The sequence below is a fragment of the Bacillus sp. CFBP9009 genome (assembly GCF_036541465.1).
Classification (GTDB): domain Bacteria; phylum Bacillota; class Bacilli; order Bacillales; family DSM-1321; genus Peribacillus.
Window position 1 is genome coordinate 55,556 of the sequence record NZ_JAZHFU010000017.1, and the last position, 17,760, is coordinate 73,315.

Sequence of the window (17,760 nt, forward strand, 5' to 3'; positions counted from 1 at the left end):
ATTGTTACCCTGAGTAACTATAATAGCAAAGTAAATCCATTCTGTCCACTCGGATTTGTAGTGAGAGCACCAAACTTATGATTAAAAGGCGGAAATTCACGAGTAAAAGGCCCAAACTCACGAGTAAAAGGCCCAAACTCACGAGTAAAAGGCCCAATCCTCACGAGTAAAGGCATAAAGAGCGATCATGAGTATAGGAAGGTAAGTTATCCAAGGGTTTACTTCATGATATTGAGCTGTTTGTTTCAAATTTAAAGAGGATCATTGATTCTTGTACAAGCGGAAACAAGGTTTCTTGACATTCCCTATCATAGGGGGCGAGTGGGTCTGCTACTTCCCGGCATCATGTTGATGAGATCACCAGAAAGTTAACGGGCAGAGGAGTTGCCATCCTTTAGCCGACAAGCATCCATTCGCCGGCGGAAGGATCATTATGCGGTATATTTCGAAGATCCCGATCGGGTGATGGTCGAACTCGCGGCCCCATACTCATACGTAATAGTTGGCATAGCTAAAATGGCCGTTATGTCCATCTTTACCTTTCTCAGGTTGTTCGGGTTCTGGGCCAAGTGAAGAGGCATCGATCAATATAAATGCACCGAAAACTTGGGTCCAGCTGCCTAGTAAAAGAATTTGTTCTCCCATCCGTCGTTTTTCATTTAAAATGAAGATATTTCCGACCGATTCTAAAAAAGAACCGGCTGCAATGAGTCCATTTCCCTTGATCTCAAAAGAGCGTGAAATGGACTCCTCCGTCAATGATGCCCCGAATGCTTCAAATGCTGCACCTAGTCCTTGGATTCCACTGCCGAGTGCATCGGTTCTGGTGCCCTCTTCCTCTGAACCACTCAACTGCATATCTATTCCAACGGCATTTGCGATATTGCCAATAGCCTCAAGCCAAGCACCGAATATGAAATAGGTTTCCGAACGTTCATTATCCGGGTTCAGCATTTTCGAACGGCCGATTGCTTGCAGCGAATTTCCAATGGCTTCAATGCCATTCCCTTTGAGGACGAGATCTTTTCCGAGGTTAGTCCCCGTTAAAGTTTGCCGGGTTTGCCCGATTGCACCTACAAGTGTGCCGATGCCTAGTAACCATGCTCCTGAAATAAGGAGGTCATCTCCATGAGTGATCATATCTCAAACGCTCCTTAAAAGTGGTTAGATTATATTATTCAGGAAACAGTGTTTGTTTACATATAGCTTTAACACCCAAAGCTCTGGTTGATTATCACCCATTTATTGGTATAATGACAGCTGGAGGAGATGATATTGACATTTAGCAATTTTTCACAACTGATTATCGCTGCACTTTTCTTTATGGTTTTTACGTTTTGTACCTGGTACGAAGGCAGTGAAATTCTGGATAGACCTTGGGAATGGAAGTATTCCACTCATTTCACACAAGTTAATGATGATCAGGCGATGGATCCAGATGATATTTCGAGTTTGATTATTTCGTGTATGCCGCAAAATTCAAGCCGCTATTTCCACTTCTTATGGTCTTAGCCGCATCGTACTTTATCATACATACGGGATATATCCTATTCAAAAGAAGGATTAAAGAAATGGCTCTATTCTTGTTGGGATTGGGTGTCCTTTTTCTGCTTTTAAGTGGTTTTGTATCCAATTCCCCGACTGTTGGAGGAAATATCTTTCAAGCATTTTTTCTGATAGGCGGAATTATAGCCATATTAAGTGAGGCTCTATATTATTGCCGGATGCCAAGAGGATTCAATACGTTCATGAAGTAAGCAAGGTTGCCGATGAGGCAGCTTTTTTTTGTGGAAAGATGACACAAAATAACGAAAAATAATAGTCATTTTCGCGAAATTCTTAGATTGAACTTCACTGAAATGTAGTTTATAGTTAAGTCGAAATTTAGTAGACCAGTTGCTATATTACCGGCGATGAACCCTTATCGGTTGGATATACAGTTAAAAGCAGCACCTAAATAAGGGTTATCCAGTGATTGAAGAATAAAGCGAAAAGGTGATAATATGTCAGGCAAAATCAAAATTGAACAGCCAAAGATCCCCCAAGACTTACCCCAAGCGAACTTTCAGGAAATATATTATCAAGATGAGCCTTATCTTGAGTCCTGTATCATAACCAATTGCACGATCGATAGAGAAAAGATGGAAAAAATCGTATTATCACAGATTGTTTTTAAAAATGTGACATTCAGCGATGTATCATTCAGGAATATTGAGCTGACGGATGTCATTTTTGATCATTGCGATTTGACGAATGCCGATTTCATGGGCGGCTCGATTCATCGGGTGGAATTCAAAGAGTCCAAACTTTTAGGCATTAACCTGTCTGACGCAAGTTTAGGGAATGTCTCCTTTGAGAATTGCAACCTGAATTTAAGTGCCTTTGGTTATTCCAGTTTAAAGCAAGTGAAGTTCGATCATTGCTCATTGGAAAGTGCTGATTATTATGAGTGTAAATTCATTAAAGTGAAGTTCGAAACATGTAGATTAAATGAAGTGAACTTTTCCCGGACACCGCTCAAAGGAATTGATATTAGCAGTTCTACATTTCAAAGGCTTACCGTTTCCCCGGAGGATTTAAAGGGATGCGAAGTTTCCCCGGACCAAGCGATAGTCTTTGCAGCCATGCTTGGACTGAAAATTAAAGAGTGAACCTTTTTAAGATGTAAAATGAGCTAACGGAGAGTAAACTGCGAGATCTTACAATAAGGCTGAAACGAGGATCACCGATTTTGGCGGTCCTTTTTAAGTTATTTGTGGTGAAAATAGGCATAGTGAATAGAATTATATAAATCCTGAAAAGTACGGAATATTTGCACAAACCCATGATTACTTTACAATATTTGTTAGGTGGATTGAGATAAGGGGGATTGAACGTTGATTATCAATAAGGTCACTTTGTATAGTCATGTCTGGGATGAAATGCGGAGTTTTTACGTTGATGTGTTAGGATTTGAGTTACTAACGCAAACTGATGATGGTTTTGAAATTAAGGCTGGGGAAAGTGTGCTTGAAATTAAAAAATATCATCACAAAGAAAAGCCTTTCTACCATTTTGCCATGAACATACCGACCAATTTATTTACTTCGGCAAAAGCATGGGCGAAATCAAAAGTGGAATTGACTAGAGAAGATGATGATGACGAAGTTTATTTCAGCTTTTCAGACGCACATTCTTTTTATTTTTTAGACCCTTCAGGCAACATTGTCGAATTCATATCGAGATATTCCGTATCACCCGAATCCGAGGCAGAGTCTTTTTCAGCTCAAAACGTCCTGTGCATCAGTGAAATAAACATTACGACAGATGAAGTCAGGGCTTTGGGAAATCAGTTGATCAGTAATGGTGTACCTGTAAGGAAGGGTGAAGCGATAAGTGAAGGTGGATTGAATTTCATGGGGGAACATGAAGCAGGTTCGTTTTTACTTTTAGGTCCAAGGAAACGGCGTTGGATTTTTTCGGATAAAGAGTCGGAAATCTTTCCGCTTTCGCTAGTCATAAATCAGCAACTAGATATTTCATTGGATGGCGAGGGATTTATGGAATTGAAAAAGGTGGAATGATGTAGATTTATATTTTGGCAATAAACTTCATTCGACTGATTCAATAATAACGATGAAGCAGGGCTGCCTGCCATTGATGTAACTCCTAAGATGGTTTTGTCATCAGAATTGTAAAAGAATAATCTTCAATAATACCAAGAAGAAGGTAATTAATGCTGAACATAATAATTCTCCTATCAAGTTACTTAATAGGTTCCATCCCATTTGCTTTGGTCATCGGAAAATCATTTTACAGTACCGATATCCGCGGATATGGGAGTGGAAATCTTGGCGCAACTAATAGTTTTAGGATATTGGGCAAGACAGCAGGGACGATTGTAGCATTTGCGATTTATTGAAAGGTTTCATAGCCTGCGCACTCCCGATGGCGCTGCATACGAACATTTCCCCTGCACTATGCGGCTTACTTGCGATAATTGGGCATGCCTTTCCTGTTTTGCGGGATTTAAAGGGGGAAAGGATGTGGCAATATCGGCGGGAGTGTTTTTATTTTTAACCCCATTAGGTACATTCATTGCTTGCATGGTATTTCTCATTAGTTTGCTATATTCAAAATATGTATCTCTCAGTTCAATTCTGGGGAGCATTTCGATATTGATTTACAGCTTATTATTTGAAGGCAGGCTCATCATTGCACTCTCATCATTCATTTGCTTATTCGTCATCTTTTTGCATCGGTAAAATATAAAGAGAATATGGAAGGGCACGGAAGCGAAAGTGGGCAGGAACTATTGATAGCAGGAAAATTACATACAACTATTTATGGTGCAATATCCTAGTGAATACTGCACCATAACCCAAGGAGCAAAGCCATGAAAAAAAGAAGTTTATTGATAGCGATGGGCTTGATCGTTTTCGGGATCATTGCCACAATAGCGTTGGTTTCTCAAACCAAAAAGAAAGAGGTCGCCGGTAAAAAGGCATTTCCCCAGCATACAGTCTATCAAGCGGGTACGATAAAACCTGACAATCTGTCACAGGAGGAAATGGATGCTGCCGTGGCGAATTTTTATGAAACCTGGAAAAATGACTATCTTAAGCAGCCTGCCGATAAAAATGATGAATATTATATTTTTTACAATGATAAAGGATATGCAGAGCCGGAGAACGCAGTGACCGTTTCTGAAGCGCATGGTTATGGGATGATGATAACGGCAATCATGGCAGGCAGCCAGGATAAGCAGTACTTCGATGGGCTTTATCGTTTTTATAAAGCGCATGGAAGTGATAATGACCCTTCATTAATGGCATGGCAGCAAGTAAAGGATAAATCGGGTAAAATCATCAATACGCCAGGGGATGCCGATTCAGCAACTGATGGCGATATGGATATCGCCTATTCGTTACTATTGGCACATCGCCAGTGGGGAAGTGACGGGGAAATCGACTATCTTGCCAGTGCAAAGGACATCTTGGATGCGATCATGTCGAATGAGATAAATCGGTCGCAGTCCCTGGTTAAACTTGGGGACTGGGCAGAAGATAAAGATGACGCATTCGGACAATCGACTCGTTCATCCGACCTTCTTCTCAATCATTTTAAAACATTTGAGGCGGTAACTGGGAATGATGAATGGAAAGGTGTAACGGATAAGGCTTATGCGATCATTCATTCGATTTATGAGGGGGAAAGCGCCAATACTGGCCTCATGCCGGACTTCATTATACAATCCAAGGAAGAATATCAACCGGCAGAAGCGGACTTTTTAGAAGGGGAGAATGACGGCAATTATAGCTGGAACAGCAGCAGGACCCCTTGGCGCTATACGCTCGATTACTTACTGACTGGTGATGAAAGAGCGCTGCCGCAATTAAAGAAGATGAATGATTGGATTAAAGCGGAAACGGATGGCAACCCTGAAAATATCCAATCCGGTTATACGCTAGGTGGAAAAGCCGTGGAAGAAGGGAATAGTACAAGCTTCGTTGCTCCATTCATGGTGAGTGCCATGGTTGATTCCTCCAATCAGCACTGGATTAACCGCTTATGGAATCGGACGATACAGGAACAAGATGATGATGACTATTTTGCCAATACGATAAAATTACAGACAATGATCGTCGTTTCAGGTAACTGGTGGGCGCCATGATTCAATGGAAGAAACTAAGTAAAGATGAAAAGGAGTTTGATGAGAATGATGAAGGTTACACCTTTCTTGATGTTCGAAGGGAATGCGGAGGAAGCGATGAATTATTACACATCTTTAATCGAAGGATCGAAAATAACCAGCATTGTTCGGTATGGTGCAAATGAATCAGGTACAGAGGGAAGTGTCATGCAGGCTACCTTTACCTTGAAGGATCAGGAATTTATGTGCATCGATAGCAATGTTAAGCATCAATTTACATTTACACCATCGTTTTCAATATTCCTTACATGTGATAGTGAAGAGGAAATTGACAGGCTTTATTCGAGCTTAACTGATGGCGGACAAGTGATGATGCCATTGGGTGACTATTTCTTTAGTAAGAAGTTCGGCTGGGTATCTGATAAGTTTGGTGTTTCCTGGCAGCTTACTCTACCAATATGAATGAAATGAAAAAGCCACTGGATAGTGGCTTTTTTCAGTTTGTTGGCCAAAGGGGGTTCGTAAGTGACACCCCGAACCATGAGGAGCGGACGGATCGAAAAAAGTGCGTTAACAATGAAAAAACATAAACAAGACCTGGTTGTACTATATGATTTCCACTCCAGGCACTCGCTTTCCGCGGGCGGTCCGGGAGCCTCCTCGGCGCTCTTTGCGCCTGCGGGGTCTCCCTTGGACACGTTTTTCCCGCAGGAGTCTCGCACCTTCCGTTCCAATCAACTGGAATGTTTTTTTTAGAAAAAACTGTAGGCTGGCCTCATCCTGAACCTTGATTATGTTTTTTTACTGTTTTATGAATCCACCCACTAGATTGAAGAAATTTGCGACACTCCTGCCGAATAACTGGCTAGCCAAGACCCCACAGCCGCTTGCGGTGAGGAGGCTTGGCAGACAGTCGGCGGAAAGGGAGCGGATTTCTGAAATCAACTGAATATTTTTTCAGACTGTAGAGGCCCTAGTTCCTTATGAGGGATAAAAAAATTTTTACTTTTTAAAAAATTTTTACTGATTAATAAGGATCCCCCCTCAACAGCACGCCGATTTATCCTCGATAATAAGTTTTGCCTAACTAAATTCCTTGATATATACCCCATTCACTCTTAATGTTTATAAAAATTCCAATATTGGCATGCGGATTGCTAGATTAAAAGTAATATCACATTGCTGGGAACGGCAGAAAGGGGGAGCATGAAACTGCGGCGGCTCTGCACTTTATCACGAATGCTTCGCAGGTGATGAATCAACGATATAAAGAAATCAATGTTCGTGTTACTGCCTTTTTAGATTTAGTCAATATCATTAGATAAGAGGAGAATTTCATGAAACCAATTTATTTTCTTTCTTTAATTCCTGTAATCGCCATACTTGGCGGGCCTTTTTGGGCTAATAGTATCGAACCGTATATTCTTGGCATGCCGCTATTCTTTTTCTGGAACTTTTCGTGGCTGATCTTTACCGCTTTAGTCGTTTTTATTATTTATATGCTAGATCCCAAGAATAAAGAGAGGGAAGAGAAATGAATATTGCGATCATCATTATTTTCAGTTTCCTGTTGCTATCACTTTATTTAGGGATTAGGGCTAGAAAAGGCAAGGATATGGACCTTGAACAGTGGACGGTAGGCGGACGCGGGTTCGGTCCTTTCATCATCATGATTTTACTGGCGGGAGAGATTTATTCCACCTCCACTTTCTTGGGCTCCAGCGGGTGGGCATATGGGATAGGCGGTCCGGCATTGTACGGAACGGCGTTCGCAGCATTGGGCTACCTGTTTTCTTACTGGATTTATCCTGCTATTTGGAGCTATGGAAATAAACATAAGCTCATTTCACAAGCAGATTTTTATGTTAAAAAGTACAAAAGTCCATTATTGGGGGTACTCGTTTCACTCGTTGGTGTTTTGGCCCTGGTACCATTTTTGGTGCTGCAATTAAAGGGTCTGGGAATCATCGTTTCGACAACTTCCTATGGTTCGATTTCCCCCACGGTTGCCGTTTGGATCGGGGCTGTTTCAGTTACCGTATATGTGATGATTTCAGGTATCCATGGATCGGTTTGGACAGCTGTTCTAAAGGACATCATGATCGCTTTGGTTGCGCTATTTTTAGGGATTTACATTCCGCTTCATTATTTTGGCGGAATCCAGCCGATGTTCGAAGCAGTCAATGCCGTCAAGCCTGATTTCCTGACACTCCCGGATACGGGGATGAGCGCTTCATGGTTTATATCCACGATCATTTTGACGACATTAGGTTTTTATATGTGGCCGCAAACATTCGGTTCTGCATATACAGCAAAAAGTGCAAAGACATTCCGTAAGAATGCGTTCATCCTTCCGCTTTACGGAGCATTATCGGTCGGTGCAATCTTTGTCGGCTATGCTGCCATCATAAAAGTTCCTGGGCTGCAAGGGTCGGATATGGATCTTGCGCTATTGAAGCTTTCGATCAGTACATTTGATCCTTGGTTTGTGGGCGTCATCGGGGCAGCTGGTCTATTGACCGCCCTTGTTCCTGGCTCGATGATTTTAATGAGTTCAGCGACGCTGCTGGCCAAAAACGTGTATCAGCATTTTTCTCCGTCCGCCTCGGATAAACAAATCACGACGATTGCCAAGTTGCTCGTCCCTGTTCTTGCTCTTATTGCCGTGTATTTCACTTTGACTGGAGGAAATACGATCGTGGCCCTTTTATTGATGGGATACAATATGGTGACTCAATTATTCCCATCTTTCATTGCCAGTCTCCTGAAAAAGAACTTCGTGACGAAAGAGGGTGCGTCAGCGGGCATCATTGCCGGTTTAGCTACTGTTGGATATACAACCATAACAAGCGCTGCAATTGGGGCGCTTTTCCCTGCATTGCCGCAAGCCATTAAAGATTTGAACATTGGCCTTGTCGCTCTCCTCGTAAATGTGATTGTAATGATTGGAGTCAGCCTTATTGCAAGGAAATTTTCCAAGGACAAAAAAGGTGAATTGGAGGCTGCTTGAATATTTGGATTTTAATAAAAAGAGGAGGGTCTTGATGTTTGCAAAGGTTAACGGAACAAAAATATATTTCGATGTGGAAGGGGCAGAATTAGTGCCTGAAGGGGATTCATGGAGAAAGAAGCCAGTCTGTTTGGTCATCCATGGCGGACCTGAGGGCGAGCCATTGGGTTTAAACCGTTCCTGACGCCGCTTTCGGCATCGATGCAGTTGATTTACATTGATCAGCGCGGTTGTGGACGGTCTGAGCGGGGGCCGCAATCGACATATACTCTGGAGAATAATGTGGAGGATTTAGAAGCGATACGAAACTATTTAGGATTGGAAAAGGTTATTGTATTGGGCCATTCTTACGGGGGGATGGTTGCACAAAAGTACGCCATTCGCTATCCGGACAGTGTGGCTGCCTTTCTTCTGATCGCCACATCGCCAAGCCATATTTTCGGAGAAGAAGCGTTGGTTAAAATAGAGGAAACCGGGACGGATGATCAAAAAAGGATGGCAAAATTTCTATTTGAGGGGACTATGGAAAAACAGCAAATGGCTGAATTCCGTATAGTCATGGAACCGCTCTATTTTTATTCATCAAGGGGAAAAGTAAGAACTGAAGCGGAAAAAAAGAGATAATGCGAGAGAAGAAATCGAATTTTAATTTGGAAGCGGCTAATGAAGGGGCCAAATTTTTGAAAACATTTGACTTAGTGGACCAGCTGAATCAAATAACGTGTCCAACATTAGTGGCAGGAGGCCGTCACGATTGGATCACTCCTGTAGAGGCATCGATTCTCATCGCCGAAAAGATTCCTGACAGTGAATTGACCATTTTTGAAAAAAGCTGTCACTATCTTTTCATTGATGAAAATAGGGAATTCATTTCGAGGCCTTTCATAAATGAGAGATTTGGACTCCAAGAAAAGGCGGCTTCGCGCTAAGCATAACCGGGCAAGCGTTAGATAGTTCAGGATAAACCGTTTGTGCTGCGAAGGAATTAATTATATATTAATCCTTGAGTACATTAATTCATGGATTAAAGTATGATGATAAGAAAAGCTCGGAGGAGACGATCATGAAAAATATCAATACAGAACAAGAATACCGTGAACAAATCAACCAAGAGGGACTGACGGTCGGGATTTTTACGACTACATGGTGTCCAGACTGCAAACGTTTAGACATGTTCATCGATGAGATCACTCAAGAACATCAAGACAAACAGTGGTTTACAATCGATCGTGACGAGTTCCCTGAGATTTCTGAAGAGCAAACGGTAATGGGAATTCCATCACTATTAGTATTTAAAAATGGGGAAAAGGTTGCGCACCTGCACAGTGCAAATGCTAAAACTCCAGAAGCGGTCAATGAATTTCTAAAAGACCTATAAAAGACCTTGAAAAGGTGAACCCCTTATTGTGCTGTAATAGGGGGTTCATCTTTTTTTAGAAATTTTTTCTAGAAATGACTTGATTTCTAAGGTGAAACGGGTTTTAATTATAGATACCGAATATCCATTATGGATATCAGATATCCACATACATACATACAAAAAGAGGTGAACTGATTTGCAATTAACAAAAGGGGTCGAGCAAGCTATATGCATCATTGTTATACTCTCTACCCAGGATAAAAATGTACCGCTTTCGTCTAATGAGATCAGCAGGCGATTAGAGGTGTCTCCTTCTTATTTGAAAAAAATCATAAGGAAATTGGTCGTAAAACAGATAATCACTTCCGTTCCTGGTAATAACGGCGGCCTTACTCTTGCCAAAAGTGTAGATAAGATTAAAAACCTTGAAATTATTGAGGCGATGGAAGGGCCCATTTCGATGTTTCCGGATACAGGACTTATAGAAAAAGCGTTTAAAGATGGAGAGTATGCAGAGAAAGGGATGGACGTCCTTCGTCGGATGTTTTCTCGGGCGGATCAACTTTTAATAGAGTTCTTTTCCAGTCAAACAGTGGCGGATTTGCTTAAAGAAAGCTTTGGCACCACGGACATACCGACTCTTAATTGGAATACCGCGTCATTGAGTGATGTACTGCGTGAAAAGAAAGGTGAAAAGAAGTGAACATGCTTAAACAAGAATGGAAGCTTTTCCTTACAAATCCAAAACTGGTCGGTGTCGCAATCGTTTTACTGTTCGTCCCGATTATTTATGGGGGGTTATTCCTTAGTTCTGCTTGGAATCCATACGGAAATACAGGCAAATTGCCTGTTGCAGTCGTGAATAAGGATGTGAAGGCGGAATATGAGGGAAAAACCTTAACAGTCGGTAATGAGCTAGTCGAGCAATTAAAGGACAATGATGATTTGGAATGGCATTTCGTAACGGAAAAAGCGGCGAAAAAAGGGTTCGATGATGGTACATATTATATGGTCGTTACCATTCCGGAGGACTTTTCAAAAAATGCTTCTACCGTCATGGATGATAAGCCCAAAAAAATGAATCTGACGTATGATGTGAATCCTGGACGCAGTTTCGTTTCTGAAACGGTCGGGAAACAGGCAACGAATAATTTGAAAACCGAAATTGCTGAAAGTGTCACAAAAGAATATGCTGAAGCGATCTTCTCCCAACTGGATGAAATCGGAGAAGGATTCGGCGATGCGGCAGATGGGGCATCAAAATTGGATGACGGTGCAAAAAAACTGCATGATGGAAACAAAGAAGTGACAGAAAATCTGAATAAGTTAGCTTCGAGCACATTAACTTTTAAAGATGGAGCGAATAAACTTCAAATTGGCGTTGGCGAGTTTTTGGAAGGAGCCAACAAGCTTGAAAGTGGCGCATCGGATCTAAATAAGGGAATTTCACAATATACTTCCGGTGTCGGTCAGTTGCAAAAGGGCGCGGATGAACTCGCATCAGGCACAGGGGAATTAACTAGTAATAGTGAAGCACTTATACAAGGTTCTTCCCAACTTTCCACTGGGTTGGCCAAAGTGGTTCCAGGAGCGCAATCTTTAAATACTGGATTGGCACAAGCGCAAACAGGCAGTGCGAATTTGAATGATGGGTTGAATCAATTATCACAAAATGCAAGCCAGCTGACGGACCAATCGACAGGAATTCCAAAATTGGCAGCAGGTCAGCAGAGTTTAAATGAGGGAATCAATAAACTGGCAGAAGGAAGCCAGGCGTTAAATGACGGCCTGAAAAAAATGGATGGCCAATTGCCCGCAGAAGAACAGCTGAATCAGCTTAAGCAAGGACTGACAAGCATTCAAAGCGGTGTAAATCAATTGCAAGAAGCGGTTCCCGCAGGGAGCAGCACGTCCGGTACCGTTTCCGGCATTACTGAAGATCTCAATAACAGTCAATCGGCTTTAACGGAACTTCAATCAACGATTGCGAATAATGGTCAGAGCACGATCAATGCCGTTCAAAACACTGAAGCCTTCAAAAGCATGACCAGTGAACAACAATCCGAATTAATCGGAGCGGTTCAAAATGAACTTCAAAGCCAGGCGGAAGCACAAAAACAAATCGCATCGACTCTTGCTGCAAGTGTATCCGACTTATCAACGCAATTAACGGATAAAGTAATGCCTGTATTGAATGGATTAGGCCAGCTTCCGGAACAAGTGGCCAATTTAAATAATGCGGTGAATAAAGTCAATCCAAACGCTGTTTCAGCGTTAAACGGATATACGGCAATAAGGAACGCACTGGAAGAACAATTGATTCCTGGTGCGACCCAATTAAATGGCGGCATGAATGAAGCTCTTGAAGGAAGCAATCAATTAACGGCGGCAACACAAAGTTTAAATGAACGGACACCAGAATTAGTGAAGGGGATCAACCAGTTAGCACAAGGCGGTTCCTCGTTAAATAATGGCCTTTCAAAACTAACTGAGGGATCTGGTCAGTTGGTTGATGGAGTTTCACAACTTCAAACAGGGTCATCCTCCTTTGGGAATGGTCTTGAGAAGTACGCATTTGGTGTTAGCCAAGTTGGCGAAGGGGCAAGCAAACTTGCTAATGGGGCCAATCAACTGAATGCCAACTCAGCGGCCTTGAACGAGGGCTCATCAGCACTTGTTAAAGGCACTGAACAATTGGCAAGCAATCTGCCTACTTTGAGCAATGGAGTCATCCAGCTTGCTGATGGCGCAGGTAAGATCAATGAAGGTTCATCAGCACTTGCTGAAGGTTCCGGTAAATTGGGTGATGGAATCTCCTCACTTAAAGATGGAACGGTCGAGCTTTCGGGAAAACTCAGTGATGGTGCAGAAGAAATAAGTGAAAATAAAACAACCGATGATAATTACAGCATGATTGCTGAACCGACACAGGTTAAAGAACAAAAAAGCAGTGACGTGCCGAATTATGGTCATGCACTGGCTCCTTATGTATTGTCTCTCGGGTTATTTGTAGGAGCTATTGCCTTCAATATGGGATTCCCGACAGGCTTGCCTTCTACAAGGCCTACATCAGGAGTGGCATGGTGGTTCAGTAAATTTACTGTCCTATTTATCCAAGCGACGCTTTCTGCATTAGTGTTGGATGCGATCATGATTTGGGGAATGGATTTACAGGTCGAGAATATGGGGCAATTCATTGGGGTATCCATACTGACTTCCCTTACCTTCATGTTCATCGTTACCTTCTTGACCGTAGGGTTTGGAAATCCAGGTCGTTTATTGGCGATGATATTCCTTGTATTACAGCTAGGTGCAAGCGGAGGAATGTTCCCTGTGGAACTGACCAATAACTTCTTCAGTCATGTTCACCCGTTCATACCGATGACATACTCTGTCATGGGCTTCCGTCAGGCGATGAGTACGAGTCTTGGAGCGGATGCATTGACAACAAGTATAGTGTTCCTTACTGGATGCATCATTGTCTTTAATCTGCTGCTATTGCTGACGATGGTCATCAAGAAGCGCAAAGTACACAAGATTGAGATGGATGCATAAACAAATGAAGAAAACCCCCGGTGCAATGCGCCGGGGGTTTTCTTCATTATGATGGTTCATCCTTGTCCTTTTCTTTTTCGATGACTTTCAATCCATTTTCCCCTGAATTTTCAATCACATGTTTAAGGATGGATAATTTGTTATCCCAGAATTGATCGTAAAAAGAAAGCCACTGTTTCAATTCTGCTAAAGGTTCTGGCTGAAGCCGAAAGCGTTTCTCCCTTCCTACCTTCCGGCCACTGACCAATTCAGCTTCAGAAAGGATATGAAGATGCTTGGCAATCGCTGTACGGCTCATGGAAAAGTGAGAAGTGATTTCTGAAATGGGTAAATCCCCTTCAGCAAGCAATTGCAAGACCTTTCGGCGGGTCGGGTCGGCGATAGCCTGAAATACATCATGCTTTTCTGCTGCCGACACTTAGCCCTCAACAACCTTTTTAAGATTTTGATTAACGATCTGTTCCCAGCCATGATTCATTCTATCGCGAATCACTGAGCTTTTTTCGTTCGGTTTCGGAAGAATCGTTTCAGGCTCTTTCCAACCGCCATGAATAAGGGTGAACTCCGTTTTGCCGTCCAGTTCTTTTAAAATGAAGGAAATGAACCAACCGTCCGTATCCCAACTGAATGAAAGGCGATGAGGAGCATCTAAATCCATTACCTTACAAGGAGATGGACCGAAGGGTGATTGAACATGGAACTCATGTCCCACTTTCGGTTGAAAATCATTTGGCATGAACCATGAAGCTATGCCCTCTGCAGTTGAAACTGTATCCCAAACTTTTTGGATAGGTGCTTCAAGAATAATCGTCTTCTTGATATCCTGTAATGTATTTTCCATACTGATTCTCCTTTTTTAAGTGAAAATATGAAACCAATTGGTTTTGCTTTGTTGATTATATAAAACCTTTTGGTTTCATGTCAATAATTTGTTTCAAGCGATTCCTTTTTATTCATTGCAGGATGCTTAATTGCCCAACTCTTCAATTTGTTTTGCCAATCCTGTTATATTATCGATTGATTTCATTATCTCTGAATCTTCTAATGCCTTAGGGTCAATTTGGCCATTCTCAATATTATTCAGATATAATTCAATGCCATCTGAAAGCTGTTGATTTGAGCTGACGATCTTCTCATGGATGCCTTCAGCTATTTGTGGTGGTTCAGTTGCATTGAATTCTTCAATCTCCGTTTTCATCAATTCCAGTTCTTTTTCAAGATTTGCTCTTGCTTCGTCATTCGTGACGGCGTCTTGTGACAATGCGGGCACCTCATTGGAAAAATCCTTAACGGTATTTACATACTCCGTCGCATTATCTGCATACTCCAATGATGAATTGACTTCTTCTAAAGCTGAGCATCCGCTTAATGTAAGGATGGACAATAGAGCAATGGTCATTATTTTTTTCATATGTGCCTCCAATGTGATTTTTTATAGTAAGGATCAGATGGGCAGAAATCTCTTTTTATAAATCGCTGCAATGGAATTCAGTATGAAGCTTGGGATCTTCTTCGGAAAAAATGACTTCGAATAGAAAAGGTGAAAAGCACTTTTCAAGTCGTGCCACTGATTGCAGGATTTCACTTGCTTAAACCTTGCAACGTCAATGATCTTCACCTTTTTTTCAGAAGTGATGAAGATGTTTCGTAAATGGATATCCGAAGGATTCAATCCCTCTTTCCTTGCCAATTGCAGGGCATGGTCTATCTCCGCAATGTTTTCTTCCGTTATCGGGATTCCCAATGTTAAACATTCAAAAAGAGTGTTTCCTTCAATGTGATCTATAACCAGGTAATTTACCCCCGCATCATATAGGGTTGGATAGTATTCGATGGTTTGGACGGTTTTGTATATTTCAGCTTCAACTTTAGCTGTGTGAGTATGATCCGGGAAAAACACTTTTAGTGCCTTATTGGTGGAATGTATTCGGAATACATATGCGCTTCGGCCTTTTCCGATCAGTGATAAAGATGGGTCGGCATCAAGCAATATATGCTTTTTATCATCGGAAATCTTAACGCTTTGAGCTAATTCATTATAGTTCTGCATACTTTTCACCTCTTTTGTGCAATTTTTCGAATCAAAAAAGACGGTATAACCGATTAGTGGTTATACCGTCTTTTAAAAATTAAAAGACCTCACCAAATAATCGGCAAGGTCTTGCAAACAACTAAAATCAGTTGCCAATAAAGCCGAGGATTGAATCCTGTACTGACGACTTTATTGTATAGCTACTCCCCTTAACAGAAGGATTCTTATAAGTTATATACAGTAATTATATAGGTTATTGCATCGATCCGTCAAATATAAGGATCGATGCTTACCATATATATATATTCGATTTAGGCAGAAAGATGCTCGTCTCATCCTTAATAATTTGAGTGATAAGTAATTATATCAATATACTTTATATTCATCATTTGCTTGTCGCGCAAGCTTCATTGCGAATATTTCTATTTAATTACTTAAATGTCTATTAGTTTACTATTATGTTACAATTCGTTTTATCTCCCTATAGATCTAAAGGAATATGATATATTTTAAACGAATAAGCATATTTACCTATATTATCATACTAATTTTAACCGATATTTAAATAAATGTTAAAAATATAATTCTTTAGTAGGGAGAATGAGATGAAGAAATTAATTATACCAACTTTCTGTTTTGCAGTGTTGTCGACAGTTGCTTTCGAAGAAAAAATATCTGCAGCTCCACTACATGCGGAACAGGCCAATATTGAAGACGTCATGTTTGTACAGGTAAATTCCGGATCGCTCAATATGAGAAAAACCGGGGCGGAAGGTGCAAGCATAGTTGCAAAGCTGGCAAATGGCACACAGGTAACGGTGTATTCGGAATCCAAAGGCTGGGCGAAGATCAAAGCCAATGGGAAAGAAGGATATGTCAGTACCAAGTATTTATCGGCAAAAAAGCCAGGGACTTTAACGAAAACTGCAGTAACCATTAAAACCACAACGAAATATGTGAATGTCAGTACAGGTTCACTTAATATGCGAAAAAGCGGCAGTGATAGTGCCAGCATAGTCACGAAGCTGACAAGGGGCACACAGGTGACAGTATATTCGGAATCCAAAGGCTGGGCGAAGATCAAAGCTACTGGAAAAGAAGGATATGTCAGTATCAAGTATCTCTCGACAACGAAGCCTGAAGCGGTAAAAAAAGCTGCGGCGACCGTTAAAACGACATTAAAATATGTGAATGTGAGCACAGGTTCACTAAATATGCGGAAAAGTGGGACAGATAGTGCCAGCTTAGTCGCGAAGCTGACAAGAGGCACACAGGTAACGGTGTATTCGGAATCCAAAGGCTGGGCGAAAATCAAAGCCAATGGAAAAGAAGGATACGTCAGTACCAAATATCTCTCGGCAACGAAGCCTGGAACGGTAACCAAAGCTGCGGCAACGGTTAAAACGACAACAAAATATGTGAATGTGAGTACGGGTTCACTCAATATGCGAAAAAGTGGAAAAGCTACCGCAAGTATAGTCGCCATACTTTCAAAAGGGACGAAAGTGACGGTGTATTCGGAATCCAATGGATGGGCGAAAATCAAAGCCAATGGAAAGGACGGATATGTGAGCACAAAATATCTGTCTGTTTCAAAGCCAGGATCGGGATCAACGGCAACCACACCTGCAAAAACGACGACGAAATATGTGAATGTGAGCACGGGTTCACTCAATATGCGAAAAAGTGGAAAAGCTACCGCAAGTATAGTCGCCATACTTTCAAAAGGAACGAAAGTGACGGTGTATTCGGAATCCAATGGATGGGCGAAAGTCAAAGCCAATGGAAAGGACGGATATGTCAGCACCAAATATCTATCTGCTTCAAAGCCAGGATCGGGATCCTCGGCCGTAACGCCTGAAAAAACGACGACGAAATATGTAAACGTAAGCTTTGGAACGCTCAATATGAGAAAAAGCGGATCGGAAAGCGCGAGCATAGTCGCGAAGCTTTCAAAAGGAACGAAAGTAACGGTCTATTCGGAATCCAAAGGTTGGGCCAAAATCAGAGCAAATGGAAAAGACGGGCATGTCAGTGCCAAATATCTATCGACAACGAAACCATCAACGGCCGTAACGCCTGAAAAAACGACGACGAAATATGTAAACGTAAGCTCTGGAACACTCAATATGAGAAAAAGCGGGTCGGAAAGCGCGAGCATAGTCGCAAAG

Annotated in this window: 21 protein-coding genes and 2 pseudogenes; 18 read left to right on the top strand and 5 right to left on the bottom strand. The window is 41.7% G+C overall.

Features of this window, described 5'->3' with window-relative positions; all coding sequences use genetic code 11:
• Positions 1-489: 489 nt before the first annotated feature.
• Complete coding sequence (locus tag V3595_RS24535; protein WP_485910297.1) at positions 490-1,140, bottom strand: DUF6944 family repetitive protein; 651 nt, start codon at positions 1,138-1,140, stop codon at positions 490-492.
• Between the two features lie 183 nt (positions 1,141-1,323).
• On the opposite strand from V3595_RS24535, the pseudogene V3595_RS24540 reads away from it, so the two are divergent.
• The 17 genes and pseudogenes from V3595_RS24540 to V3595_RS24620 all read left to right on the top strand — a co-directional run.
• Positions 1,324-1,490, top strand: a pseudogene (locus V3595_RS24540) (DUF4306 domain-containing protein); the annotation flags it as partial.
• 81 nt (positions 1,491-1,571) lie between these two features.
• Positions 1,572-1,757, top strand: a complete 186-nt coding sequence (locus V3595_RS24545; RefSeq protein WP_485910337.1) for a hypothetical protein — start codon at positions 1,572-1,574, stop codon at positions 1,755-1,757.
• Positions 1,758-2,003: 246 nt separating this feature from the next.
• Positions 2,004-2,651: a pentapeptide repeat-containing protein gene (locus tag V3595_RS24550; RefSeq protein WP_485910299.1), complete on the top strand. Its 648-nt coding sequence runs from the start codon at positions 2,004-2,006 to the stop codon at positions 2,649-2,651.
• A gap of 225 nt (positions 2,652-2,876) precedes the next feature.
• Positions 2,877-3,563 (top strand): VOC family protein, encoded by a 687-nt coding sequence (locus V3595_RS24555; RefSeq protein WP_485910301.1) that lies wholly within the window; start codon positions 2,877-2,879, stop codon positions 3,561-3,563.
• Positions 3,564-3,715: 152 nt separating this feature from the next.
• Positions 3,716-4,244 (top strand): annotated as a pseudogene (gene plsY / locus V3595_RS24560) (glycerol-3-phosphate 1-O-acyltransferase PlsY).
• A gap of 131 nt (positions 4,245-4,375) precedes the next feature.
• Positions 4,376-5,653, top strand: a complete 1,278-nt coding sequence (locus V3595_RS24565; protein WP_485910303.1) for a family 8 glycosyl hydrolase — start codon at positions 4,376-4,378, stop codon at positions 5,651-5,653.
• 45 nt (positions 5,654-5,698) lie between these two features.
• On the top strand, positions 5,699-6,094 hold the full coding sequence (locus tag V3595_RS24570) for a VOC family protein (protein WP_034310729.1): 396 nt from the start codon (positions 5,699-5,701) through the stop codon (positions 6,092-6,094).
• Positions 6,095-6,157: 63 nt separating this feature from the next.
• Positions 6,158-6,388 carry a hypothetical protein gene (locus tag V3595_RS24575; protein ID WP_485910305.1) on the top strand — a complete coding sequence of 77 codons (231 nt, stop codon included), beginning with the start codon at positions 6,158-6,160 and terminating at the stop codon, positions 6,386-6,388.
• 55 nt (positions 6,389-6,443) lie between these two features.
• On the top strand, positions 6,444-6,581 hold the full coding sequence (locus V3595_RS24580; protein WP_485910307.1) for a hypothetical protein: 138 nt from the start codon (positions 6,444-6,446) through the stop codon (positions 6,579-6,581).
• Between the two features lie 388 nt (positions 6,582-6,969).
• Positions 6,970-7,170 (top strand): DUF3311 domain-containing protein, encoded by a 201-nt coding sequence (locus V3595_RS24585; RefSeq protein WP_063595989.1) that lies wholly within the window; start codon positions 6,970-6,972, stop codon positions 7,168-7,170.
• Entirely contained in the window at positions 7,167-8,642 is a 1,476-nt protein-coding gene (locus V3595_RS24590) for a sodium:solute symporter family protein (RefSeq protein WP_485910309.1), read from the top strand. Before V3595_RS24585 ends, V3595_RS24590 begins: the two co-directional genes overlap by 4 nt.
• Before the next feature lie 34 nt (positions 8,643-8,676).
• Positions 8,677-8,826, top strand: a complete 150-nt coding sequence (locus V3595_RS24595) for a hypothetical protein (protein WP_485910311.1) — start codon at positions 8,677-8,679, stop codon at positions 8,824-8,826.
• Between the two features lie 17 nt (positions 8,827-8,843).
• Complete coding sequence (locus V3595_RS24600; RefSeq protein WP_485910313.1) at positions 8,844-9,266, top strand: alpha/beta fold hydrolase; 423 nt, start codon at positions 8,844-8,846, stop codon at positions 9,264-9,266.
• Positions 9,266-9,571, top strand: coding sequence for an alpha/beta fold hydrolase (locus tag V3595_RS24605; RefSeq protein ID WP_485910315.1), 306 nt, complete (start codon positions 9,266-9,268; stop codon positions 9,569-9,571). The genes V3595_RS24600 and V3595_RS24605 overlap by 1 nt, the downstream gene beginning before the upstream one ends.
• A gap of 74 nt (positions 9,572-9,645) precedes the next feature.
• Positions 9,646-10,020: a thioredoxin family protein gene (locus tag V3595_RS24610; RefSeq protein ID WP_485910317.1), complete on the top strand. Its 375-nt coding sequence runs from the start codon at positions 9,646-9,648 to the stop codon at positions 10,018-10,020.
• Positions 10,021-10,198: 178 nt separating this feature from the next.
• Positions 10,199-10,705 (top strand): RrF2 family transcriptional regulator, encoded by a 507-nt coding sequence (locus V3595_RS24615; protein ID WP_034310735.1) that lies wholly within the window; start codon positions 10,199-10,201, stop codon positions 10,703-10,705.
• Positions 10,706-10,707: 2 nt separating this feature from the next.
• Complete coding sequence (locus V3595_RS24620; protein WP_485910319.1) at positions 10,708-13,557, top strand: YhgE/Pip family protein; 2,850 nt, start codon at positions 10,708-10,710, stop codon at positions 13,555-13,557.
• 46 nt (positions 13,558-13,603) lie between these two features.
• On the opposite strand, the gene V3595_RS24625 is transcribed toward V3595_RS24620, so the two are convergent.
• The 4 genes from V3595_RS24625 to V3595_RS24640 all read right to left on the bottom strand — a co-directional run bounded on the left by V3595_RS24625 (position 13,604) and on the right by V3595_RS24640 (position 15,607).
• On the bottom strand, positions 13,604-13,975 hold the full coding sequence (locus V3595_RS24625) for an ArsR/SmtB family transcription factor (protein WP_485910321.1): 372 nt from the start codon (positions 13,973-13,975) through the stop codon (positions 13,604-13,606).
• Complete coding sequence (locus V3595_RS24630) at positions 13,976-14,404, bottom strand: SRPBCC family protein (protein ID WP_485910335.1); 429 nt, start codon at positions 14,402-14,404, stop codon at positions 13,976-13,978.
• 120 nt (positions 14,405-14,524) lie between these two features.
• Entirely contained in the window at positions 14,525-14,968 is a 444-nt protein-coding gene (locus V3595_RS24635) for a DUF6376 family protein (RefSeq protein WP_402906110.1), read from the bottom strand.
• A 33-nt stretch (positions 14,969-15,001) separates the two neighbouring features.
• Positions 15,002-15,607 (bottom strand): protein kinase family protein, encoded by a 606-nt coding sequence (locus V3595_RS24640; protein ID WP_402906112.1) that lies wholly within the window; start codon positions 15,605-15,607, stop codon positions 15,002-15,004.
• Positions 15,608-16,194: 587 nt separating this feature from the next.
• Between V3595_RS24640 and V3595_RS24645 the strand changes: the two genes are divergently transcribed.
• Positions 16,195-17,760: SH3 domain-containing protein (locus tag V3595_RS24645; RefSeq protein ID WP_485910324.1), on the top strand; the 1,566-nt coding region annotated here is incomplete at its 3' end.

Coding starts and splice junctions, on each gene's coding strand:
- V3595_RS24595 (WP_485910311.1), top strand. CDS start 8,677: ATGTTTGCAAAGGTTAACGGAACAAAAATATATTTCGATGTGGAAGGG.
- V3595_RS24535 (WP_485910297.1), bottom strand. CDS start 1,140: ATGATCACTCATGGAGATGACCTCCTTATTTCAGGAGCATGGTTACTA.
- V3595_RS24620 (WP_485910319.1), top strand. CDS start 10,708: ATGCTTAAACAAGAATGGAAGCTTTTCCTTACAAATCCAAAACTGGTC.
- V3595_RS24635 (WP_402906110.1), bottom strand. CDS start 14,968: ATGAAAAAAATAATGACCATTGCTCTATTGTCCATCCTTACATTAAGC.
- V3595_RS24605 (WP_485910315.1), top strand. CDS start 9,266: ATGCGAGAGAAGAAATCGAATTTTAATTTGGAAGCGGCTAATGAAGGG.
- V3595_RS24550 (WP_485910299.1), top strand. CDS start 2,004: ATGTCAGGCAAAATCAAAATTGAACAGCCAAAGATCCCCCAAGACTTA.
- V3595_RS24590 (WP_485910309.1), top strand. CDS start 7,167: ATGAATATTGCGATCATCATTATTTTCAGTTTCCTGTTGCTATCACTT.
- V3595_RS24640 (WP_402906112.1), bottom strand. CDS start 15,607: ATGCAGAACTATAATGAATTAGCTCAAAGCGTTAAGATTTCCGATGAT.
- V3595_RS24570 (WP_034310729.1), top strand. CDS start 5,699: ATGATGAAGGTTACACCTTTCTTGATGTTCGAAGGGAATGCGGAGGAA.
- V3595_RS24565 (WP_485910303.1), top strand. CDS start 4,376: ATGAAAAAAAGAAGTTTATTGATAGCGATGGGCTTGATCGTTTTCGGG.
- V3595_RS24585 (WP_063595989.1), top strand. CDS start 6,970: ATGAAACCAATTTATTTTCTTTCTTTAATTCCTGTAATCGCCATACTT.
- V3595_RS24580 (WP_485910307.1), top strand. CDS start 6,444: ATGAATCCACCCACTAGATTGAAGAAATTTGCGACACTCCTGCCGAAT.
- V3595_RS24545 (WP_485910337.1), top strand. CDS start 1,572: ATGGCTCTATTCTTGTTGGGATTGGGTGTCCTTTTTCTGCTTTTAAGT.
- V3595_RS24600 (WP_485910313.1), top strand. CDS start 8,844: ATGCAGTTGATTTACATTGATCAGCGCGGTTGTGGACGGTCTGAGCGG.